Source organism: Fischerella sp. JS2 (genome assembly GCF_032393985.1).
Classification (GTDB): Bacteria; Cyanobacteriota; Cyanobacteriia; order Cyanobacteriales; family Nostocaceae; genus Fischerella.
Map to the genome: position 1 here is coordinate 4,044,555 of NZ_CP135918.1, position 23,742 is coordinate 4,068,296.

The 23,742-nt window shown below is 40.5% G+C and carries 23 protein-coding genes; 14 read left to right on the forward strand and 9 right to left on the reverse strand.

All coding sequences use genetic code 11. The features are described 5' to 3' along the window. Positions 1-485: 485 nt before the first annotated feature. Positions 486-1,346 (forward strand): SDR family oxidoreductase, encoded by an 861-nt coding sequence (locus tag RS893_RS17155; RefSeq protein WP_315785745.1) that lies wholly within the window; start codon positions 486-488, stop codon positions 1,344-1,346. A 153-nt stretch (positions 1,347-1,499) separates the two neighbouring features. Beyond that, a complete protein-coding gene (locus RS893_RS17160; protein WP_315785748.1) occupies positions 1,500-1,757 on the forward strand; it encodes a hypothetical protein in 258 nt (85 codons plus the stop codon). A 79-nt stretch (positions 1,758-1,836) separates the two neighbouring features. Here RS893_RS17160 and RS893_RS17165 read toward each other — a convergent pair whose 3' ends face one another. Next, a complete protein-coding gene (locus RS893_RS17165) occupies positions 1,837-3,468 on the reverse strand; it encodes a N,N-dimethylformamidase beta subunit family domain-containing protein (protein ID WP_315785751.1) in 1,632 nt (543 codons plus the stop codon). A gap of 130 nt (positions 3,469-3,598) precedes the next feature. After that, positions 3,599-5,002: a magnesium transporter gene (gene mgtE / locus RS893_RS17170; protein WP_315785752.1), complete on the reverse strand. Its 1,404-nt coding sequence runs from the start codon at positions 5,000-5,002 to the stop codon at positions 3,599-3,601. Between the two features lie 586 nt (positions 5,003-5,588). Here mgtE and RS893_RS17175 point away from each other — a divergent pair. Both RS893_RS17175 and RS893_RS17180 read left to right on the forward strand, forming a co-directional pair. Further along, positions 5,589-5,930, forward strand: coding sequence for a hypothetical protein (locus RS893_RS17175; RefSeq protein WP_315785755.1), 342 nt, complete (start codon positions 5,589-5,591; stop codon positions 5,928-5,930). 590 nt (positions 5,931-6,520) lie between these two features. Then, positions 6,521-7,099: a DUF3611 family protein gene (locus RS893_RS17180; RefSeq protein ID WP_315785758.1), complete on the forward strand. Its 579-nt coding sequence runs from the start codon at positions 6,521-6,523 to the stop codon at positions 7,097-7,099. 257 nt (positions 7,100-7,356) lie between these two features. Here RS893_RS17180 and RS893_RS17185 read toward each other — a convergent pair whose 3' ends face one another. The 4 genes from RS893_RS17185 to RS893_RS17200 form a co-directional block, all read right to left on the reverse strand. After that, the gene (locus tag RS893_RS17185) at positions 7,357-8,904 is read right to left on the reverse strand and encodes a mercuric reductase (protein ID WP_315785762.1); all 1,548 of its coding nucleotides are present in this window, start codon (positions 8,902-8,904) and stop codon (positions 7,357-7,359) included. A gap of 173 nt (positions 8,905-9,077) precedes the next feature. After that, complete coding sequence (locus RS893_RS17190) at positions 9,078-9,842, reverse strand: TVP38/TMEM64 family protein (RefSeq protein ID WP_315785764.1); 765 nt, start codon at positions 9,840-9,842, stop codon at positions 9,078-9,080. A gap of 132 nt (positions 9,843-9,974) precedes the next feature. Continuing rightward, positions 9,975-10,679 (reverse strand): TVP38/TMEM64 family protein, encoded by a 705-nt coding sequence (locus tag RS893_RS17195; protein WP_315785766.1) that lies wholly within the window; start codon positions 10,677-10,679, stop codon positions 9,975-9,977. Positions 10,680-10,852: 173 nt separating this feature from the next. Beyond that, complete coding sequence (locus RS893_RS17200; RefSeq protein ID WP_315785768.1) at positions 10,853-11,602, reverse strand: TIGR04283 family arsenosugar biosynthesis glycosyltransferase; 750 nt, start codon at positions 11,600-11,602, stop codon at positions 10,853-10,855. 204 nt (positions 11,603-11,806) lie between these two features. On the opposite strand from RS893_RS17200, the gene RS893_RS17205 reads away from it, so the two are divergent. Next, positions 11,807-12,325, forward strand: a complete 519-nt coding sequence (locus RS893_RS17205) for a pentapeptide repeat-containing protein (protein ID WP_315785771.1) — start codon at positions 11,807-11,809, stop codon at positions 12,323-12,325. Between the two features lie 132 nt (positions 12,326-12,457). Beyond that, positions 12,458-13,060: a class I SAM-dependent methyltransferase gene (locus RS893_RS17210; RefSeq protein ID WP_315785774.1), complete on the forward strand. Its 603-nt coding sequence runs from the start codon at positions 12,458-12,460 to the stop codon at positions 13,058-13,060. Positions 13,061-13,295: 235 nt separating this feature from the next. On the opposite strand, the gene rppB is transcribed toward RS893_RS17210, so the two are convergent. After that, positions 13,296-14,699: a two-component system sensor histidine kinase RppB gene (gene rppB / locus RS893_RS17215; RefSeq protein WP_315785777.1), complete on the reverse strand. Its 1,404-nt coding sequence runs from the start codon at positions 14,697-14,699 to the stop codon at positions 13,296-13,298. Then, on the reverse strand, positions 14,686-15,390 hold the full coding sequence (rppA, locus tag RS893_RS17220; RefSeq protein ID WP_315785780.1) for a two-component system response regulator RppA: 705 nt from the start codon (positions 15,388-15,390) through the stop codon (positions 14,686-14,688). The genes rppB and rppA overlap by 14 nt, the downstream gene beginning before the upstream one ends. 680 nt (positions 15,391-16,070) lie before the next feature. Between rppA and RS893_RS17225 the strand changes: the two genes are divergently transcribed. The 3 genes from RS893_RS17225 to RS893_RS17235 all read left to right on the forward strand — a co-directional run bounded on the left by RS893_RS17225 (position 16,071) and on the right by RS893_RS17235 (position 18,643). Beyond that, entirely contained in the window at positions 16,071-16,808 is a 738-nt protein-coding gene (locus tag RS893_RS17225; protein WP_315785783.1) for a DUF2993 domain-containing protein, read from the forward strand. A gap of 409 nt (positions 16,809-17,217) precedes the next feature. Continuing rightward, a complete protein-coding gene (locus RS893_RS17230; protein ID WP_315785785.1) occupies positions 17,218-17,358 on the forward strand; it encodes a hypothetical protein in 141 nt (46 codons plus the stop codon). Positions 17,359-17,389: 31 nt separating this feature from the next. Continuing rightward, positions 17,390-18,643, forward strand: a complete 1,254-nt coding sequence (locus RS893_RS17235) for a DUF4336 domain-containing protein (protein WP_315785787.1) — start codon at positions 17,390-17,392, stop codon at positions 18,641-18,643. A 124-nt stretch (positions 18,644-18,767) separates the two neighbouring features. On the opposite strand, the gene RS893_RS17240 is transcribed toward RS893_RS17235, so the two are convergent. Beyond that, positions 18,768-19,307: a hypothetical protein gene (locus RS893_RS17240; protein ID WP_315785807.1), complete on the reverse strand. Its 540-nt coding sequence runs from the start codon at positions 19,305-19,307 to the stop codon at positions 18,768-18,770. A 173-nt stretch (positions 19,308-19,480) separates the two neighbouring features. Between RS893_RS17240 and RS893_RS17245 the strand changes: the two genes are divergently transcribed. From RS893_RS17245 to RS893_RS17265, 5 genes are all read left to right on the forward strand, one after another. Next, positions 19,481-19,708 (forward strand): DUF4327 family protein, encoded by a 228-nt coding sequence (locus RS893_RS17245; protein WP_315785809.1) that lies wholly within the window; start codon positions 19,481-19,483, stop codon positions 19,706-19,708. A gap of 439 nt (positions 19,709-20,147) precedes the next feature. Then, positions 20,148-20,603 carry a hypothetical protein gene (locus RS893_RS17250; RefSeq protein ID WP_315785810.1) on the forward strand — a complete coding sequence of 152 codons (456 nt, stop codon included), beginning with the start codon at positions 20,148-20,150 and terminating at the stop codon, positions 20,601-20,603. A gap of 665 nt (positions 20,604-21,268) precedes the next feature. Next, on the forward strand, positions 21,269-22,435 hold the full coding sequence (devC, locus tag RS893_RS17255) for an ABC transporter permease DevC (protein ID WP_315785811.1): 1,167 nt from the start codon (positions 21,269-21,271) through the stop codon (positions 22,433-22,435). A gap of 251 nt (positions 22,436-22,686) precedes the next feature. Further along, the gene (locus RS893_RS17260) at positions 22,687-22,893 is read left to right on the forward strand and encodes a hypothetical protein (RefSeq protein WP_016869914.1); all 207 of its coding nucleotides are present in this window, start codon (positions 22,687-22,689) and stop codon (positions 22,891-22,893) included. A 243-nt stretch (positions 22,894-23,136) separates the two neighbouring features. After that, the gene (locus RS893_RS17265) at positions 23,137-23,715 is read left to right on the forward strand and encodes a methylmalonic aciduria and homocystinuria type D protein (RefSeq protein ID WP_315785847.1); all 579 of its coding nucleotides are present in this window, start codon (positions 23,137-23,139) and stop codon (positions 23,713-23,715) included. Positions 23,716-23,742 lie beyond the last annotated feature (27 nt).

The window sequence follows — 23,742 nt, forward strand, 5'->3', positions numbered from 1 at the left end:
TTATTGCTTAAGTTATACTTAGAAGAAATAAATTTAATTGTATATATTTACTTCTCAAGATTGAGATATTTTTATTTTGTTTATAACTTGAGAATGATAAATCATAACCAGTTAACAGTTAATTTAATTACTGAGAGGAGCGATTCATTCATCAGGTAGAGTAGTGTAGTGAGGTTCCCTTGTCAAATAAAGAGCGTGCTTTTGGTGTGAGGAGAAAATATTTGTTGGCATACTTTTGCTCCGGCGGCAATTAGTAAGCTAGACATTATCTTAGAGAGTAAAAAGATTTAGCTCGCCAATGACAACAGGGTGTAGTCGTAGGAACTAAACCTTGGATTGAATTTTCGATCCAAGGTTAGTTTTTGAGGAATTATTAGTAATTAATGGTTAGTGGCTAGTAGGTGATTTAAACAACCAACAACTAACTACTAATTACTAACTACTAATTACTAATTACTAACTACTAACAACCAAAGGAAAAATATATGTCAGAAGAAAAACCATTACAACCACCACAACACCAAGAACAACAACCGGGGATTGAGTCAGAAATGACGCCCAAGCCAAAAGCAGATGATTCTCAATATCAGGGAAGCGGCAAATTAAAAAATAAAGTGGCACTAATTACAGGGGGAGATAGCGGTATTGGCCGCGCTGTGGCGATCGCTTTTGCAAAAGAAGGTGCAGATGTGGCGATCATTTATCTAAACGAACACGATGATGCTAAAGAAACTAAACATTTAGTAGAAGCACAAGGACAAAAAGCAGTTACTATTTCTGGCGATGTTGGTGATGAAACCTTTTGTCAGCAGGCTATCCAACAGATAATAGACGAATTTGGCAAGCTTGATATTCTTGTTAATAATGCTGCGGAACAACATCCCCAAAAAAGTATTGAAGATATTAGCAAAGAACAACTAGAACAGACTTTCCGCACAAATATTTTCTCGATGTTTTTCTTAACTAAAGCAGCATTAAAGTACCTGCAAGAGGGCAGCAGTATTATTAATACTACTTCTGTTACAGCTTATAAAGGTAGTCCAGAGTTGCTTGATTATTCTTCCACAAAAGGTGCAATTGTTGCCTTTACTCGTTCTCTTTCACAAAATTTGGTAGAAAAGGGAATTCGCGTGAATGCTGTAGCTCCCGGTCCGATTTGGACACCTTTGATACCTGCTACTTTCCCAGAAGATAAAGTTGCAAATTTTGGGAAACAAGTACCAATGCAACGCCCAGGACAACCGGAAGAAATTGCACCTAGTTATGTATTTTTAGCCTCAGATGATGCTTCTTATATAACTGGTCAAGTTCTGCATCCCAACGGTGGTACTATTGTAAATGGTTAAAGATTTGTTAGTTATTTGTTCATGGTTGCTTGTTGTGTGGATGAAAACAATCAACAATCAACAAATTCATTTACCTTTCATTTGAGAGATGAGCCAGCCTTGAACAGTTGATAATATAGCAAAAAAGGTTGAAATTAATAAAAACTGTCTATTATGTCATCCAAAACACGTTTACATGGTACGGAATTAGTAGATTGTGCTAGAGCAAATGCTAAGCAGGGAATTGAAACTGCTGCTTATCAGTGTGGCTATGGTAATGATTTGAATACCTTTGCTCAAGAATTAAGAAAAGCTTGTGAAGAAATGAATTTGCAAGCTAAGGAACTTAGTGATCTGATTATTGATCAAAACATGATGCTGACTTTGGGTGAAGGTGAAATTGTAGCGCCTGACAGTGATTCACAACTTTAACAGTTATCAGTTATCAGTTGCTTTTTCTGATAACTGTTTACTATAGTCTGCGGCAAGCGGATGGGCGCGTCTACACGGTTCACTGCTTTAACATCTGGTGTAAAACATTATGTGTAATTGCTTGGGCATCAGCATTTAAAAGCGAAGGACGCAATTGTGGAACATTGTAATCATCAAGTCCCCAACTCCACTGCATAGAACCTGTCGCGAATACTGTTGCACCAGAATTTGTTGTGTAAACTGTCATATCTGCATATTTAATATTACGTCCACGACGATATGGTGAATGGGCAACGCGAACAGTGTTTGCTGGGGCATTACCAAACATGCGATCAACTTCATAGCCCAAAAGTCCTTCTAGATGGATTTGTTTGCTAGGTAATTGAAAAAACTTGCTTAGAAATGTTTGTTTATCATTTTGCCGTAATTGTGTATTGGTAAGTAGCCAATCTGGGGCTGTGTGATTGATGACTATATCCGCGTTTACCTGAAATGTCTCGTACATAACTCCCAAAAGAGCATCTTCTGGGAGATTTATAGGCTTCCTTCGCCAAACAGTAGTTACCAGATAATCATTGCTTGGATCTTGATCTCTAGCATAGGGATCTAAAGCAGCATTCTCTTTATAAGCCACAATAGTGCGGTTAAGAGTTCCCGTTGTTTGGCTGGGTTCAAAGCGAATTTGCCAATAACAAGTATTGGCAGAAAAAAATCCTAGACTTACACCAGCATCTTTAGCCGCTTCCACATTTTGCCGCATTTGCCATGACCAATACTCATCATGGCCCACAGACAGAAATGCTTTGTGCAATAGTAGCATTGCCTTTCCAGTGTAGGTGTCTAGATGATTTTCATGAGTATCAACATCAGTGCAGTAGGCGACATCGTAGCCTTCTTTTTCTAGCCACCGCACCATATTATATTCCCAGCCAGCACTAGAAGTTCTTCTTTTAGGTTGAAAGTTAGTTAAAAATTCCCCTGCTCCGACTCCATACACGGCTGCGCGATTAGGACTAGCAGCATAGGGACGATTAAAAGAAACTTTATATGCTTGTTTTCCACGACTGTTCCATCGATATAAGGATATTGCACCCCAGTTGTTGTATGCCTGATATGTGGTAACGCTCGATTGAAATAGAATATCGGAAGCACGATTATCATCACGAACGGTAAAAATAATGTAGCTTTGTTTACCGCTAATGCTGGTTGTGAGTTTTACTAAATAAACACCACTTGTCCACAAAGTTGGATGATCTGGATTGTAGGGAATTTTTAATACATAGGGGTCTTTCCAATCACATTCAATCAAACCACTAGCTTGATCTACTATTGGTGGTGGTTGTCGTACCCCTTTACGAGTAATTACAGGTGTGATTTGGCGTCCTCCAGTACCACCGTACCAACCCATACGGAAAATTTCAATTGTATAACTAGGTTCTAATGTATTGACAAAAAACCTAATTTCTTCGCCACGATTTACGCTTGTGAGCGAGGCATAACCTTCAATTTCTCGCTTTGTGGCAGGATTAGATAACTGCCAATTGGTAGTACCTTTTTTCTGATTTTCAACGACAATCGGATTTTGACGATAGTGTTTGGGTATATTTAAATTAACAGCTTGGCTAGCATGTGGGAAAAGAAATAGAGTTGGTATCAAAATTAAAAGTGCTAACAGTAGCGCTTTGATAGTGTGGTTTAGCTTTTTGCTCACAGTGATGAATATAATAATTTACAATTATATTTTTCATTTTTATTGTGTTTTCTAACACGAGCTAACTAAAATATCACGTGGGTAAAATCATAATTGAGCTTTAAATCCATAACTTAAGTCTAGGGGAGAGTCAAACATTTAAGATCACTCTTGCTAAATTGAAGTAAATTAATACACCTAAGACATCCACTGCCGTAGTTATAAATGGTGCTGACATCAACGCTGGATCTAAACGAAATAGGCGAAACAAAAACGGCAATGCGGAACCGGAAACAGAAGCCAAAACCGAAATTGCTACCAAACTGCTACCAACAGCGATCGCTACTGGTAAATTATTTTGCAGAAAGAAAGCCCAGATCGTCGCGATCGCACCTAGCATGATTCCTAGTAGCGCACCCGCCAAACCTTCACGGACAATCACTTGCAACGGGCCTCCCAGGGTGCGAATTTCTTCGGTATTCATTCCGCGAATGACTACTGTAGAAGATTGAGCGCCGACATTACCACCAGTACCCGTCAATAGAGGAATAAACGCTGCTAACACAACCACTTTTCCCAAAATATCTTCTTGGGACTTAATAATTGTGCCGGTGATCGTATTGGTAATCAGCAAAACAAACAACCAAACCACCCGCTTGCGAGCCACTGTGAGCAAATTAGACTGAAAATAGCTGTCGCCATCAGATTGCACACCACCACCCACGGTATAAATATCTCTAGTGTTTTCCTCTTGTAAAATATCAATCACATCATCAACGGTAACAATACCCACAAGCCGATCTTCTCTGTCTACCACAGGTACAGCTAAAAAGTCGTATCTTTGGATCAATCTCGCTACTTCTTCTTGATCTGTATCCGTATTCACAGACAGCACATCGCGAGTCATGATCTCGCCTATTATTTGTTGTGGTTGAGCCGTCACCAACTCGCGCAATGATAAAATTCCCGTTAAGCGCCTAGCTGCATCTGTGACGTAAAGATAGTAAATCATCTCGCTAGCATTGGCTAAGCTGCGAATCCGCTCTAGAGTTTCTGTAACGGTAAAATTTTCTTTAAGAGAGATCAACTCCTGAGTCATAATCCGCCCAGCAGTACCAGCTTCGTAACCCAAAAGTTGGGCTGTGGATTCCCGTTCGGCTGGACTCAGTTGTTCTAACAGGCGCTTGACAATTTTTGCTGGTAACTCATCGAATAACTTGGCTCGATCATCCGGTGACATTTGCTCGACAATATCGCGGACTTCCTGACTTCTGAGTTCTTCTATTAATCGTTCCTGTACACTGTAGTCAAGATATTCGTAGACTTCGATCGCCTCATCTTTGGAAAGTAAACGAAAAGCGATCGCGTGCATTGCTTCTGGTAATCCTTCTATAGCCTCAGCAATATCTACAGGTTGTACAGGGACTAAAATGGCTTTAGCTCCACGCAAGTCTCCTACTTCCAACAAATTTTGTAATTGCGCTCGCACTAAATCCCGCAATTCCCTGCGTGACACATCTTGGAGAGTAGAGGAGTTACTATTTGGAGTTTGCATAGTGACAACGAAGGTGATGCGATTGTGTATTGATTGCCCAATATTTAAGATGGGAAAAATAGATTTTACATTGATTCCGTATTTTGCGACCGCAACCACTTTTAAAGATCCAATTTGAATCAAGCAACCCCGAGTAGAGGGGAAAGTGGGAATAGGAAAAAACAAATTTATTATTTTTTGCTCGTTTAGACTAGTGTGGATGTAAAGTTTTTATCTGCATTTTTATTGTTTTTGAGTGTGGAAACATTTAACTTGCATATTTTCAGGTTTGGCAAAATGCGTCAATCCCTCTAGTTGCGTAAAACGGGGGTACGAGGGTGTAAATAACCTCACCCCGTCCTATTAGACACCCCTCTCCTTACCAAGGAGATGGGCTGGGGTGAGGTTTTTCCATTGAGACTACCTTCTCAAGCTAGATTTCTTGACTTTGGCAAAGAACAAGTCTAAAACGAGACTATAATACTCACAAACAAAGCTTTGATACTCGTCGATGAAGTTTAAATGGTCGTTAAGGAGACTTCAATACTCATAAACGGAGTTTTCATACTCGCTAACAAACTTCCAATACTTAATAAATGAAGCTTGGATGCTTGTTGACAAAGTTCCAATACTCATAAACGGAGCTTTTATACTTGCTGACAAACTTTCAATCCTGATCAACAAAGCTCTAATACTCGTTAATGAAGCTTCAATACTCATAAACAAAGCTTTGATACTTGCTGACAAAGTTCTAACACTTATAAACAAAGCTTTAACACTCTTCTATGAAGTTCCAATACTCGTTGATGAGCCTTACATACTTAAAAGGAACTTGCAGATACTTGTAAAATCTTCAGTTACCCTCAAAATAGTGAGTAGCAACATGGCTAAGAACCATATAGAGCTTAGAAGAAAGAGGTACTTCAAGCTCAGTTCACAAATCGCTTAAGATAATACACAATTACGTTCTCTGTTTGATAATAGTGAGTCGAAAGAGTCTAGTAGAGGTTGGGGGCTAAATCATATCATTGTTCTTGGGCAATCAAAAGTCTTTGTAAAAAGTGTTCCGGTTACAAACATCGAATTTGATAACCAGTTCTCTACAACAAACTTCTATGACCTACCGACTTACTGTCATTACGGCTTTAGTTCCACTGGTTTTGGAGTCTTCCGGGAACTTGTGACTCATATCAAGACAACTAACTGGGTATTGCAAGGGGCGATCACTAAGCATGAGTTGGTTCTATTCCTAGAATACATACCGCACGTTCTAGAAACATGGCTGTTTTTAAACCCCAACACACTTCAGCAATCCCTAGATGACTTACGCACAAAGATGATTTCTTAATCACTATTTAAGGATAGACGTGCCAATATAAGGATTTTTACCTCAATTAGATACGCAACCTCACAAGAACAGCCCCTCTCCTTGCTAAGGAGAGGGGTGTCCGATAGGACAGGGTGAGGTGCAATCAATCCCTAATGAGCCAAGAAATTTATTTTTTGCTATAAGTTGTCTATAGTGGCTGAGGATAAACCATGTTAAATAAGTTAGACTCCCACTCCTGTTTACCAACCATCCAGGAAATTGCCACAAATTTTCGCCTCATAGGTTGGATTAACTTCGGTCTACAGCTAAGCCTTCTCGTAGTTTCAGGATTAATTGTATTATTTGCGATCGCAGATCCTAATTTCAATCTCAAGGCTCAAGACCCCATGTCTTGGTTAGGTTTATTTTGTGCAGTCGGTGGACTGTTGATATTGGGAATCAGCCTTTATTGGGATTGGAGATATACTCGCATTGGCAAAGAGTTAAACTCAGCAAATCCAGCATTACATCCCAAAAAAGCAGATGTTATGCGTCTCCTCTGGCGGGGATTGACTTTAAATGGTATTGGCATGATATTAACTCTATTTGGTGTTGAAGTGATCGTTGGTACTCTTGTAGCTAGATCCCTGACTCAAGTTGAAGGATTAGCAATTTACAACGCGAGTCAATTAATTGAACCACTCGATATGTTTGTGGTACAGGCAAATATTAATACTATTGTGGCTCAATTTGTTGGCATCATCTCTTCCGCCTGGCTAATTAGTCGGATTAGCTATCATCACCATTAAGTTAATTAGTCAGTCAGTGGGGTATGAGATGAACGGTGTGTTACGGCAGAAATATTTATTGTCGCTATCTACTGTCACTCAATACCGTAACACACCCTACTTTTAGTTATTTTTAGCCTCTACATAGCAATTCTAAATAACTCCTGAATCTCCTTTCTTTTTGTTTTTTGTGTCCTACCCTAGCGGGAAGCCTATGAGCGCGTCTATGCGGTTCGTTTTAGTATTTGGGTCTTGTAAACTCAACCCAACCTTGTATCTTAAGATAACTTAGTCAACAATCCCAAAAACCGTTTTGTTTTTGGTGTCAACAAAGTCCGGCGATAAGCATCCGCCGCTTTCTTAATTCCTTCCGCCTGCGTTGGATAAGGATGAATCACACTACTCATCTTACTCAAACCAATCTTATGCACAATTGCCGTGGTAACTTCTGAAATCATCTCACCTGCGTGGCGGGCGACAATAGTTGCACCGATAATTTGATCTGATTCTTTTTTGTGGAGGATTTTGACAAAACCATCTTCTTCACCATCTGCGATCGCTCGATCTACACTACTAAAAGGTATCTTGATCATATTTACATCAATGCCTTTTTCCTGGGCTTGTTGTTCATACATCCCCACATGAGCAATTTCTGGATCAGTATACGTCACCCAAGGCATTACTAAATTACTGAGTTTATAACGTCCCAAACCAAAGGGAGAAAATAAAGTATTTTTAATGACTATTCGCGCCGCCGCATCCGCAGCATGGGTAAATTTCCAATTCATGCAGATATCACCAGCAGCATAAATCCTGGGATTGGTGGTTTGCAAATAATCATTCACCATCACGCCCCGTTGCTGATCATATTCCACGCCTACAGTTTCTAAAGCGAGACCTTCTACATTGGGGACACGCCCTGCACCTGCTAAAATTTCATCAACTGTGACAGAATCTTCTCGACCATTGCAGCTAAAATAAAGCTTCTTGCCGTCGCTAGTTTTTTCTACTCGCTGCATTTGGCAATTTAAGACCAAACGAATTCCTTCTTGAAGAAAGACATTTTGGACAATTTCGGCAGCATCAACATCTTCTTTATTGAGAATGTGAGAACCACGATGGAAAAGCACCACTTCACAACCCAAGCGGCGGAATGCTTGCGCCAATTCACAACCGATAGGCCCACCACCAATTACAGCTAAACGTTGTGGTCGTTGGGTCAGAGAAAAAACTGTCTCGTTAGTTAAGTAGCCTGCTTCTTCAATTCCTGGGACGGAAAGACGCGCCGCCCTGGCACCAGTGGCAATTACAGCTTTTTTAAAGTGGAGAGTTTTGTCACCAACTATTACAGTATCATTGCTGGCGAAGCTAGCCTTACCCAAAAAGACATCAACCCCTAGCTTTTGAAAACGTTCCGCCGAGTCGTGATGGCTAATTCCAGCGCGCAGCTTTCGCATTCTTTCCATCACTGCGGGAAAATCCACATCGATGTGTTGCGGGATGTTCACTCCAAAGTTCCTAGCATTCCACATTTCACCCACAACCCGCGCTGATCGGATCACGCATTTTGATGGTACACAACCCACATTTAAGCAATCTCCACCCATGAGATGCTTTTCAATTAATGCTACTTTCAAACCCAAACCCAAACCCGCCGCACCCGCCGCCACCACCAATCCTGCCGTGCCCGCACCAATCACTACCAAATCATAACAATCAACAGGTCTGGGGTTTATCCAATCAGGAGGATGTACGTAGGAAATAAGTCTTTGGTTATACTCATCTACTGGGCGAATTATTACTTTTTGAAATTCAGAATTAGACATTGCCATAACCTTTTTATATTGTTGATTAGTAGTTAGTGGTTAGTGGGTAGAGACGCGAGGAACATCGCGTCTGTACAAGAGTGGTTAGTGGTTATTTGCCACTCCCCATCTCCCCACCGCCCCTAATCCCCAGAGGGGACCCCGAGTTCCCCATCTCCCCATCTCCCCATCTCCTACAAAACCTCCTCAAGGGCTTTTTTGGCTATTCGGGTGACATAAACTGTGACTGCAACTGTGGCAATAAAGCCTATGATCCGAATTGCCCATTGTACGGTTGGGTTGGTTGGTTGAGTTTGTGTACCAATCATGGCAAGATTTCCTGCTAGGGAACCGATGTAGACATACATAATTGTTCCTGGGATCATGCCTACAGAACCGATAAAGTAGTCTTTGAGAGAAACGTCGGTAACACCAAAGGCATAGTTTAATAAGTTAAAAGGAAATATCGGGGAAAGTCGGGTGAGGAGAACTATTTTGAGTCCTTCTCTACCAACGGCGCGATCAATTGCGGCAAATTTTTTATTATCTGCGATTTTCTTGGCTACCCAGCCTCTAGCTAGATAGCGTCCCACCAGGAAAGCGGCGGTTGCACCAAAGGTTGCACCAATAAAGACGTAGATGGAACCCCAAACTACACCAAAGACAACACCAGCGCCTAAGGTGAGGATAGACCCTGGTAAAAAAGCGACTGTCGCGATGATGTAGAGGATAATAAATGCGATCGCTCCTACTGTACCTAAGCTATCTATCCACTGTAAAGCATTTCGCAGCCATTCTTGAGGATTGAATCCTGGTGTGTTCACAGATTGCTGTGCTAATGCAAGGTCTACGTTGAAACAAAATGTCAAGCTAAAGGCAAGTAAGATTAAGAAAGTTAGTTTTAAGAAGTTGTGGAATTGTTGGGATTCAAGTTTATTTTGTAATATTTTATTTTTCATGAGTGATAGGTTTAAGTTTTAATTGAGTAATTGGGTGAAGAATTATATTGGAATTAACGAACACAGATGAACACAGATGAACACAGATGTCTAATTTATAGATATTAAGTAAGAAAATATCTTTTTTGATTTTTAGTTACTATTTACGCTTTCTTGAAGAGCTTTTTGGGCAATTCTAGTTACATAAATAGTTACAATAACTGTGGCAATTAATCCGATTATTTGTATTAACCATTTCCCAATTTCAGTTTCTGGGGTAGTTGGTTGAGGAGTGCCAATCATTGCCAAGTCGGTAGCAAGAGAACCGATGTAAACATACATGATAGTACCTGGAATCATACCAATGGAACCTAAGATATAATCTTTCAGTGAAACTTGGGTGATTCCGAAAGCATAATTTAATAAGTTAAATGGAAATATAGGAGATAAGCGAGTCAAAAATACTATTTTGAATCCTTGTTTAGCAACTGCCTGATCAATTGCTTTAAATTTTGGATGCTTTTCCAATTGTCGACAAACCCAATCTCGTGTTAAATAACGCCCAATTAAGAATGCAAAAGTGGCTCCGATAGTTGCAGCAATTAATACATAAATAGAACCCCAAACTACACCAAATAAACAACCTCCTTTTAATGTAAGCAGGGAGCCGGGTATAAAAAGTAATGTTGCTATGTTATAGATGATAATAAACGCGATCGCACCCCATGAACCAAGACTCTTGATCCAGACGATTGATGTCTGCAACCATCCCTGAATGTTGAATTGCTTGGCAGCAATGATTAGACTAATAGCCAGACAAAATAATAGCACTAGTTTGATTTTAGGTTTTCTATACATATTGGGATTGAGGATTGGGAATCGGAGACAAGGGGACAAGGGGGACAAGGAAGAAAACAGAAAAACAACAACCAACAACCACTAACTACTAATGTACAGACGCGATGTTCCTCGCGTCTCTACCCATCAACAACCAACCACTCATAAAATACGTAAATGAAATGAGAAACAGCTTAAAACTTTTTAAATTTTTCCTGACGATACCAAGTGCGAAGTCGCTGGGGGGAGATTCCTAGAAAATAAGCGATGATTACTATTTGATTGAGGAATGTTGTTTGCCAAACCCCTTTTTTTAGCCAGCGACGTGCTGAGGTAATAATAGGTACAGAAATTATTGTTATTTTCCCCAGGCTTCTTAAACGTCGCATGAGTTCAAAGTCCTCCATGATGGGCAAATCTGGAAAGCCGCCAACATAATTAAATATTTTTTTTGTTAAAAAGATTGCTTGATCGCCATAAGGCATTTGTAAAAAACGCGATCGCACATTTACACCCCATTCTATTACTCGCAAACTCGGCTGTTCTGCACCAATTCGCAAGGCAAATGCACCAGCGAAAACTCCAGGCTGTGCTAATGCTTCGCGAACCATGACATCAAATCCAAGTGGTAAGCAGGTATCGGCGTGGAGAAACAGCAAAATCTCACCGCTAGCAACAGCAGCACCCGCATTCATCTGTTTGGCACGTCCCGCAGCAGCCGAGATGACTTTAACACCTAATGACTTAGCTATGTTCACTGTTTCATCTTGGGAACCGCCATCAACTACAATGATTTCGATATGAGTACTGGGTTGAATACTAGCTAAGGCGGCTTTGATGTTCTGCGCTTCATTGAGAGTCGGAATAATAATGGAGATTGTAGCAGTGGCAATATTTTGAGTAATAATTTCTGACAATCGATTTGTTTCTCCAAACTTTGTCATTTTTTTTAGAGATTATCTGACAAATAGGAAAAGTTGTAACCCCTTTCCATCTAATGCAAGATGTTCTAACCAAATAAATTAGTATAGCCTTGCGTAAAATCTTTAGCGGAGGAATCACAAAAGCACTACTAAACTGTTGGCGTTGCACAATATAGGGATAAAGTAAAGTTTTGTATTAGTGATGATGTAATTGGGGAATTATCAATGGAGCATAAATTTCCAGCTTGGTTACAGTTTATTTTGTGTGTCTTACTTTTTATTGGTTTGACTAGCTGGCTACTAATCCTAGATACTTCTGCTGTTCTAGCACAGGAAAATACGGTTAATTATACACTTTCTGACTTACGATATCGAGATTTTGCTCATCAAGATTTACACGGAACATCTTTTGCAGGTGCACAAATGCAGGGAGCAAACTTTCAGGGAGCAAATCTTAGTGGAACTATTCTGACGAAGGGATCTTTTCTACAAGCAAATTTAAGTAATGCTGATCTTACGGAAGCATTTGCTGATCGCGTCATTTTTAATAAAGCAAATTTAACTAATGCCATTTTTAGCGATGCGATGCTTGCTAGTAGTCGCTTTTTTGAGGCAGAGATTACAGGAGCAGATTTTTCTGGTGCAATTGTTGATCCTTATCAAGTGAAGTTGATGTGCGATCGCGCTAATGGAATCAATCCAGTGACTGGTGTGTCAACTCGCGAAAGTTTAGGATGTCGCTGAATTATCTTGTTAGTTTAGCCTGATATGGATGGAATCAGTATGTTTCAAAACTTATACAATTACCGATTACTCATTATCGACTTCAACGAATAATACAAGTGTTTAAGCGGACATGATATTAATTGGTCTAGTATGCACAATCATCAGCAACAACAGCAGCATTTAGGTATTATAGACAGTCTTCTAATGCAAATGTTTGGACGACCCCAAGGGATACTGGGTCGGTTGGGAGGTTTTATTTTAGCCCGCACGAAGCGCGATTTTACGCAATGGGTGATTGATCTGCTCGAAATTCAGCCGGATGACAAGGTGCTAGAAGTTGGATTTGGACCCGGAGTAGGTATTGAGATTCTGGCAGCTGCGGTGTCAACAGGATACATCGCAGGCGTTGACTATTCAAAAGAAATGGTTGAGCAAGCAAAAGCGCGGAATGCGAAAGCGATGGAGACAGGCTTAGTCCAACTTCAGTATGGCTCGGTTGAAAAACTGCCGTTTGCAGATCACACATTTGATAAAGCCTTGGCGATCAACTCCATGCAAGTTTGGACAGATGCTATGGCTGGGCTGCGCTCAATACGACGAGTGATGAAGGTCGGTGGCAAGATTGCGCTTGGGTTTACTCCTCATTCCGGGCAATCAAGCACTGGATTGACCGAGATGTTCACGACGGCTGGCTTTACTGAGGCACACTTGGTAGAGACAGATCGGGGTTTCTGTGTGCTGGCGATTAACTGAGGTTCCTAAGCAGCAGGGCGATCGCAAAATTAATGCCTTGTCTTTACCCATACATAGGTGGATGTTAAGCACACAAAATATAAATCACGCAGAGCGGTGATAGCGATCACAACAGGGACTCAGAGTATCGTGTTAATTTTAGACTACTTTGATTCATGTGTCCGAATCCCCATCAAGGGGTTTTTCCATTTAAACAGATAAGTACTCACCAGTTACTGGATTAGCTATCGCCTACTCATTTACGCAAGTAGAAATGTAGCATTTTAAATAAGTAAATAGCGCGAACACTATTAAGCGGGCGGATATTGAAAGGTAACTTAACAGTAAAAGTAGTACCTTTACTTAATTCACTATGTACATTTAAGCTACCGTGGTGTGCTTGGACAATTGCTTGCGAGATTGCTAATCCCAATCCAGAACCACCAGTACTACGAGAGCGATCGCAATTCACGCGATAAAAGCGATCAAAAATTCGTGACAACTCTTGTTGAGGAATACCAATCCCTGTATCTTCCACCTGAATTACAGCATCATGCTCACTACGGTCTAGGTAAATAGTTACTTTTCCTCCTGATGCTGTGTATTGAATAGCATTAATAATTAAATTAGAAAACAGCCGATAAAGCTGATCGCCATTGCCGACAATATTCACAGGATCTGATACTCGTAGTGTTGATGTCAGTGTCACCCCTGCTGCGATCGCCAATGCAGCAAATTCTTCTATTAAGTCGTCAACAATATCATTCAAACAGCAAATATCACGTCGCATTGGCACTGTTTGACGATCTAAGCGAGCAAGGAATAATAAATCTGTTACAAGAGTCGTGAGTCGTTGATTCTGACGTTGTACAGTTTGCAGAATGTCGCGTGCCTCTGTTTCATCTAACTGTGGCATCAAAAGTGCCGATTCTACTGTTGCTTGTGTTGCTGCTAAAGGTGTTCGCAACTCATGTGCAGCATCTGCTGTAAATTGCTGAATTTGTCTGTAGGATTTATAAATTGGTTGCATTGCTAATCCTGCTAGCCACCAACTAGCAAGACCAACTAGACCTATGACAATTGGTGAACCTAATGCTAAGGTGAGTTTCACTGCATCTAAATAACTATTAAAGTCTTCCAGACTTCGCCCTACTTGGATATACCCCCAATCATCATTGTTTTGAGTATGCAGTGTTAAAGAAATCTGGTGATAAAGCTTACCTTTACTGTCTTTTAAGGTCTGCCATAGTTCCTGGTTAAACTTAGGTGACAATCCTTTTGGATCAGAACCGGCTATGGCAAACAAACGCCCAGAATTGTCAAAAAAACGTACATAGTAGTGACCTTGTTTGATTGCACTCAGAGTATGGCGTCGTAAATTTGATGGTTCTGGAGTACATCTTTTGCCTACCACGCAGATATTTGGTAGAAGCTCTTGTATAATTGGTTCCAATCGACCAGGTTGCTGTAGTTTTAGTTCAATACTGTCGTGTAATGTTCCCGCAACTGATTCTATTTCTCGGTCTAATGTTACCCAATGAGCATGAGCAATTGCTCTGTAGATACCAAAGCCGCATACACTTAAAATCAATGCCATAACGAGGGCATACCACAAAGCTAAATGCAGGCGTGTTAATTGAAACAGTTTATTTTGATTCATCGGTAAGATTGAGACGATATCCCATACCATGCAAAGTTTCAATTATGTTCTCGCAGCCACTGTTAACTAGTTTGCGACGCAACAAACGTATTTGAGCTGCTACTACATTACTAATAGGTTCTGCACTAACTTCCCAAAGCTGATTGCGAATTTGTTCAGTAGTGATAATTTGATTTGGATGTTTCATAAAATATTCTAGTAGCTGAAATTCTTTATTAGTAAGGGAAATCTCCTGTATATTGCCTCCAGCATTTTGACTGACAACTATATTATTGCCGTAGTCCAGAGTCAGCTTACCCACCGTTAATTTCTGTGGCTGAAATTGAGGCGATCGCCTTTGCAAAGCACGCAACCGCGCTAATAATTCTGCCATACCAAATGGCTTCACCAAGTAGTCATCCGCGCCTGCATCTAAACCAGCAACTTTATCTTCTATACTGTCTTTTGCTGTTAGCATCAACACAGGCAGAGGATTTTTGTGATAACGTAGTCGCTTGCACAACTCCAATCCTGATATGCCGGGCAGCATCCAATCGAAAATAGCTAGTGTGTATTGTGTCCAGCTATTTTCTAAATATGCCCATGCATCATTACCATCAACTACCCAATCAATCAAATACTTCTGCTGGGTGAGAGTTCGCTTAATTGCAGCACCTAAATCAGGTTCATCCTCAACTAGTAGCACTCTCATAGTAATCCCCCAAATCTGATTTTATATGAGTAATATCATGTCCGATTAATTACTTACGATATAGAGCTTGGGCATAGGCAAAGCATCACTATCTTATTACCTATTACCGACCGCAACGGATAATATAAAGTCTCCAGTAACTTCTCACTCGATTGGTGTGGCATTATTGCTCGTTTTTTTCTCGACTACTACCCTTATTTCTTGAGCCAATACCTTTCATTTTTCATCTAAACTGCAACTAAGTGCAACGTTTCACAAATTCGTAACGAATATAATTCTAAAAAACTCTGCGCCCCCACCGAAGCTTTGAGCCTCGCTATCGCGAGGATCTTACGCTAACGGAGGAAACCTCCGCACCCTTCGGGAAGCCGCGCAAAGCGCGTCTACAAACTTCTCTGTGCGCTGACTCGGTGCCCCTCTGCGTTTAAAAACGCTATGATTTTACGCAAAAGTGTACTAAGCGGGTTTTTAAAACAGAAAAAGGACCCCACGGTCTATACCAAGGGCTTGAGGATTTTAGGTGTTAGAAAACCCAATTGGTTCCACGGATAAATCCGCTTTCTTGTACCCTGCTCAAAATTATCGGTCAAATATATACTACTTTATATAACTTGTTACAGATACAGTCGTGAGCGATCAGCGTTTCAATGAAGCAGAAGGCTCTAGAAACAACTACGCTCATGTCACAAGAACGAAAAATAGAGGAAAATTTACTCTCCCAAGCGGCCGAGAATACTCTGTCTCACCAGTTGGATCAAGCAGAAAAAATAGATGTAGATGTGCAAACAGATTTGCTCAAAATTGTTCAAGGACAAGCAGATACTGTTTCTTTGGCTGGAAAAGGGCTAGAAGTACAAGAGGTTCGCATCCAAGAAATCCAGGTACAAACCGATCAAATTTCCATCAATCCTCTCAGTGCTATTTTTGGTCAGATTGAACTTGAACAGCCTGTAAATACTAAAGTTCGTGTAGTCCTAAAAGAGGCAGATGTTAACCACGCCTTGACTTCAGACTTTGTTCGGAGCAAACTCAGACCATTTGATTTGAATGTGGATGGTAAAACTGTAAAGTTGCAATTACAAAAAATCCAACTTTCTTTACCTGGTGATGGCAAAATTCAAATCGATGGGATAGTGCAGATACAAGAACAAGCTCATACTAGCCAACTTGGCTTTCGGTCAATGTTTAGTCCACGTACTTTAAACAAACCTATACTGATGGAAAGTTTCAACTGTACTCAAGGAGAGGGTATTTCCTTAAATATTGTTGTGGTACTCATGAATAAGATTAAAGAATTAATCGACTTGCCATATTTAGAATTTGATGATACAAGGTTCCGTATTCTTAATCTCGAAGTGCAAAAAGGCAGCTTAGTATTTTTGATGGAAGCGAAAATGAAGCAAATACCTACACTTTAGGGTGATTTTAGGTAAAAAACTTATAAAACCCCCTACTATCAACTTAAGACAATAATAGGGGAGTTTGAAAGACTATCAGTGCATTTTATTATTCTTAATTGTTTAGATCAGATATTGTCTTCTACCTTTTGACACAAACCTTGCCCTGAGAGTTCTTACTCCTTATGTCTTGAAAATGGGTGTGGGGGTGTAGGAGAAAAAACCTCTTTTATCTTTGGCAGTGAAACTTGTTTTATATAGACCATCTTCTGTCCTCTAACTTGAAAGCAACCTCACCTCGTCAAGAGAGGACACCCTTCTTTTTGCTAAGGAGAGGGGATAGGGGGGTCCCCTCTGGGGAACTCGGGGGCCCCACTCCCCTAAGGGAGTGGGGATTAGGGGTGAAGGGGCTGTTCTTGTGAGGTTTTTCATGGCCAAGCTTGTGAAACTTATTTCATTTGGACTGCCTTATTCTACCTATGCAGATGCGATCGCTGAAAACTTGCTAGCTGCCCATTTGGGCAAAAGAATGATCCAAAGGTACAACACAACCCAAACCCTCAAATGTTAGAAATTGGATAGGAGAGCAAACTGGGTGAACAATGAATGCACAGGAATCCAACTCGGGGGTAATGCCACAGAAACTACCAATGCAGGGCAGAGATTGGTCATGGCCATTTTGGCCTGCTGTACCACTTTATCCTTACGGCAAGCGGCGGACATGCTGCTGTGAAGTTGTTGAGGACACAATCTGGACATTCGATCAGCTGCACGGCATTCTCTATACAATCGTTCCAATTCGGATGACTGTAGTTAAACTCGAAACTGGTGGTCTTCTAGTCTACGCACCTGTAGCTCCCACCAGAGAGTGTATCCGCATCATGAATGAATTGGTAGCAAGATATGGTGATGTTAAATACATTATTCTGCCCACAAGTTCTGGCTTAGAACACAAAGTCTTCGTTGGCCCTTTCGCTAGATGCTTTCCCCAAGCGCAAGTATTTGTTGCTCCCCACCAGTGGAGTTTTCCGTTCAACTTGCCGTTAAGTTGGCTAGGCTTTCCTCCCAAACGCACTTACATACTTCCAGAAAACCCCAGCCTGGCTCCTATGAGTAGTGAATTCAACTATGCAATCTTGGATATTGATCTGGGACGGGGGTCTTTTGCCGAAGTTGCTTTTTTCCACAAGCGATCGCACACTCTACTGCTAATTGATTCTGTAGTGTCTGTGCCAGAAGAACCACCTGCAATTTTTAAATTAGATCCCTATCCCTTACTCTTTCACGCCAGAGACAACGCCTCAGAAGCGATCAAAGATAACGAAGTCAACCGTCGTAAGGGATGGCAACGCATTTCCTTGTTTGCCATCTATTTCCGTCCTAGTACACTAGAGACAATAGGATTAGGGCAGGCATTTCGCGATGCCCTCAAAGCACCAGACCGTTCCAGAAAAGCCTACTTTGGTGTATTTCCATTTCGATGGCAAGAAAATTGGCAGCAATCATTTGCAGCGTTAAGAAATCAGGGACGTCCATTTGTAGCACCGATTTTGCAAACTCTGATTTTTCCTCAAGACCCTACACAAGTACTCAACTGGGTTGATCAGGTTGCTAATTGGGATTTTCAGCAAATTATTTCCTGTCACTTTGACTCGCCAATTCAAACCAGTCCGGAGCAATTTCGGCAAGCATTCGCCTTTCTTGAGCAAAAATCCTCTGTGAGTCAAAACTCATTTACCAGCCACAGCCATCCTCTGTTGGCAGAAGATGCTAAATTTATTAAGAAACTAGAAGCAAATTTGATTAAATGGGGTGTGGCTACACCTCCAAAAGAGTTAGATCTTTGGAAAAACTAACACCAACAAATAACATAAACATATCTGGAAAATCTATCTGCGTCCATCGGTGTTAATCTGTGTGTATCGGTGGTCGATTTCTCAGACATCATTTTGGTCACAGCTTTAAAATTTCTACCACCTCCTACTTAGCTATTTCCGCTTTCTCCACCGAGTTATCTCCAACTCCCAAAGTTAGCCGCAGAGGGGCTTTTGATGGGTATGCTTTGACTACCTGGCGATAAACTGCGTAGTTTGTGGGCAAAGTCTTCTGTTGAGAACCTAGCGTATACGTCAGTCTGTACTCCACAGCTTTCAATAATTCGGGTGTACTTGCCTGTTCTTGAGGTTTTTGCCGTTGTTCCACTTCTGACACTGAAGGTCGCGGTGGTAGAGTAGGCCACCATAAACCCCTGTCATCGGGGCCAATAACTGCTCCAGGGGGCTTGATTCCATTGCGATTTAGCAAAGAAGTTGTGGCAAAAGTTTCTAAACGTGGTGATGGTTCATTGGTGAGATCGTATGCATATTTAACTTGCCATGTGTAAGTAGTTAGGGCTGTGGCTTCATACTGTTCAGTTACAAGAGTACTGCAACTGACAAGTGCGAGTGCTGTTAATACAGCGACTGTCGAGAGCAAAATTCTTTTGTTGAAAGAGCGATCGCTCTTTTGTAGTATTGTCATTTTTTCATGCTGTGTCCGGGGGTATGGCGTTGAGTACTTTTAACGGTGGAAGTGTCAAAACCTTAATTTGCAATCTTCACAAAATCCTCAAATACTTTCGATAAGTTGAACTTAGAGCCCAAGTGTTGATATTTGGGTTAAACACTGGCTAATTAACATCGGGGAGCTTTGTTATGGATACTAACACTCTTGTTAAGTATGACATTGAAGTTATTAAAGAAGAAGCACGTGAACTTGTGAAAAAAGGAGCAATTCGTCGTAACGAGCCAATTTATGCTTTATGTAGATATATTCCTGGACGTGATTGGGTTTGTGTGGAACTTGAGCTAGAAAAAAATGAATTTTTGCTTCGGGATAAGATTATAGACCTCTTAGGTCGTGAAGATTGGAACGAAGACTGATGCAGTTGCGATCGCTTGAGTGGTGATTACAAGCAAGCACGAAATTATTGGCAGCCAGCTTGGGAGATATTGCAGCGTATCCAATCTCATGATGCTGAGAGATGAGGGCAAGATGTAGCCAGAGTGCAAGAGTTAATTCGTCATTCCTCAAAAGGAATATGCGTAAATACTTGTCCAACTGGTGCTATTTTTGACCAAAATTCCAGCGTCGTCAAATGAAACGCGATCGCGCCAAACTTGATTTTCTGCTTACTGCAACGAATAGCTGATTAATTTGGCAGGAAAAGTGGATTTAGTTTATAGTCCCTTTGCTGATATTTAAAGAATATCCCTAAGGTGTAGATGTCGTGTTAGTTGAGGGTGTAGTTGCTTATGAAGAGCATTTGGAAATGATTCAGATAGTAACAAGGTGATCGCAAAAAGGAATTGGAGAGCAATTATGACAGTTAATTATCGAGAAAAAATCATTGCTCTGTGGATAATCTTTTTACTAGGAACACTGTTTCACACTCAACTCGGTTTGATGCCACTTTTCCATGGTTTACCTGTTGCTGAATCTCAAACAGCCACAACAATAAATGAGATTTCCGGAGTTATGTGGTTAATGTTGGGGTTTTTTGTACTACCAATGCTGGCAATAATTGCTACCACTTTTTTTGATGCAAAACGTTATCGAGTAATTCATTTTGGCTTAACTGTGTTTTATAGCATCATGAATTTACTTCACGTTATTTTGGATTTATTTGTTCAGCCAATTGTTTGGTATCAAATTACCTTAATCGTGCTTTTGTTCCTGCTTGGTTTGTTATTAAACCTTATTGCTTTTCAGTGGATGAAGCTGCCACCTTATAAGGGCAACAAAGGGCAAGAAATACTCGCAAAATCTCACTCGTAACTACCACATAATAGTAAATCCCTACGATGTACTTACATAGTGATAACGGAAAAACGAACCACCCTCCGGGTACTCTACCTTGAAGCCACTGAGTCGCAAAGCGACACGCTGCGTGAACGTGTCTACGTAAAGGAAACCGCCTTACTGGGGGGCTAGACTCACAAAGGACACAAAGAACACGAAGAAAGAGGCTTTCAGAGAGATTTTGCGTAAGTCCTATTACGATAGAGCGATCGCAGTTATCATCAATAGACTTCTTGCAAAAGTTGAATTAACCCTCCTCAATCCCCCCGTGAAGGGGGAAGATTTAGTTCCCTCTCCGATTTCGCTTAGTGTTAGGGTAGGGTAAAAATATTTTTGCAAGAAATCTAATAAAATCCTTAGAGTTTCCTTATTTTTAGGTAATAAACTTATCAATGCTAAATCTAATAGTGTTTAACCTGGTATTTCCAATTGCAAACTTGCTCTCTTCTGTATTAGTACAGAAGGGACTTTTTATGGCGATTGCGTATCAATACTAAAATTCTTAGAGTTTATTCATTCTGATCAACCAAGGAGAACAATTACTCCCCCAAGTCGTCCCCCTTGCGAAAATCATTTTTCTCCGGTTTTGAATCGCTTTTACCGGAGATATATTAGCAGGACTTGCCCAAGGACTCTGGTAAATGCTTCGCAAATACTTTCGTACAATCCTCCTAGCATGGCGACAGCTAATTAAACAGAAGACTCGTTTGGCGGTAGCAGTAGTGGGTATTGCCTTTGCAAACATTATGATCTGTACTCAGATGGGGTTTGAAGCTTCACTATTTGATAGTTCCACAGCACCACAAAGAAGCTTTGATACAGATTTGGTAATGGTAAGTTCCCATTTTAAAAGTGTATATTCACTCAAAAATTTTTCTCGAGAGCGATTGTATCAGGCGTTAGGATTTAAAGGGGTAGAATCGGTAAGTCCGCTTTATATGGGTTATGGAAAATGGAGAAATCCCCAAACACGGCGTTTGCTAACTATTTTAGTGTTTGGTACAGACCCGAGAACGATTGCATTTAAATTTCCTGAAGTTGAGCAAAACCGTAGTCAGTTGCAAAAACTGGATACAGTGTTGTTTGACCAAGGTTCTCTACCAGAATTTGGGCCGATCGCCACTTTATGGCAACAGCAAGCAATTGTAGAAACTGAATTAAATGATGTCAATGTCCGGGTTGGAGGTTTATTTACCTTGGGTGCATCATTTGGCGCATACGGAAATGTGATTACCAGCGACTCAACTTATCTGCACTTATTCCCCAATCATCATCCACAGCAGATTCAAATTGGTCTAATTAAGTTACAAGCAGATGCACATCCACAACAAGTTGCCCAAAGTTTAGTAGATGATTTACCTGATGATGTGATGATTTTTACTAATGAGAGTTTTGCACAGGCAGAAAAAGCTTATTGGGCAAAAACAACTCCAATAGGTTTTGTTTTTGGTTTGGGCGTGATTGTTTCTTTTATTGTTGGAATTGTAATCGTTTATCAGATTATTTATGCTGAAATTGCCGATCACTTACCACAATACGCTATGCTCAAGGCAATAGGGTATAGCGATCGCTATTTAATCGCAGTACTGATTCAAGAAGCTTTACTCCTAGCAGTATTAGGTTACATACCAGGATTTATTGTTTCCTTGGGACTTTATCAGCTAGCAGCGACTGCTACCATGCTACCCATTTTTATGACTATTGAGCGGGGTTTCACTGTATTTGTTTTAACAGTGACAATGTGCTTGATTTCTGCATTTACCACTATGCGAAAATTAAATTCTGCTGATCCTGCTGATGTATTTTAATAGTTGTTTTCTTTGTTGGTTGTTGGTGGTTAGGAATAAGTTAACAGTTAATAGTTAACAGTTGACAGTAAGGAATAGAACTTGATAACTGATCACTGATAACTGAACCACACCCTTCACACCCCTCACACCCTCTTCCTAAATTTTGAATTTTGAATTGTCTTCTCCCCACCTCCTTCCCATTACCCATTACCTAATCACTAGAGAACACACTACAATTCTTTAGATGTGACTTTTCGAGGGAATATAGCATGACTATTTGGGTGAATGAGCAAATCGATCCATCTGGCTTAGTTTATGCCTGTATAGCCTGCTGCAATGAGTCCCAAGCTAAAGAGTGTCATGAGTCTTTTAAAAAAAACCTGACTGAAACACAAAAAATTGCAGGTTGGGTGGCACAATTACGAACAGTTGATTCCTGGGATGAAGTTCCTGTCAACGCTTTAAAACTAAATTAATTTGTTAATAGATAGTGGTTGTTGATTAGTGGTTAGTCTACTAACTACTAACTACTATCTACTAACCCTCTTGATAAGAGGTTAAGAAAATCTAACTACAAGATTAAGAAATAATAAATAATTAATAATAGCTGCAAATTCACCTATTCTTTTATTTATATTTGATGATTTTTCTGAAGCTTTGAGAGTTATCATCTATACAAAGGAAAAATTAAAAAACTTGAAAAAAACAAAATAAGATAAGTGAACTATCCAACGCTTAACACTTTTGTTGCAGGCTATCCTATTAATTTGGTTGGCACAAGCGGACAAGCGGTTGAGATTTCAATTCATTCTCCGAGTCAGTACATTTGTGCCAATTGCGAACGGATATTACCTGATTGGAAACATCAACTTTTTTTGTGGGTGGTGATTGTTTTACAACAATCTACTTACGCAATGATGGTAAGTACGCCAGAAATTGAGGCGGAAAAAGAAAAGTTACGCGAAAAATTTATGAGGTTTGGCTTTGATGTGGCTTTTAATCTGCGCGATCGCGGTTATTTGACAGACCTCATAGATCCCCGTACAGGCTATCCTTTGCTTTCTCGTCCGGGGATAGTTCCTCACGACGATACAGCAGTTGTGAAAGCTTTACTCAATTATCCAGTCATAGAAAACAAATGCCGTGTACTAGTCCATCCTGAGTGGGGTATAGCAGTTTATCCTAGTATTTTGCTTTCAGCAGCCCCTCCAATTGTCATCGAAGAGACAATCAAAAGTATAGCCCCATTGCATGGTTGGCAAGAGATTGATCAAAGGTCACTGTACAACAACAAATAAAAAAGCCGCAAAACATTATGTTTTACG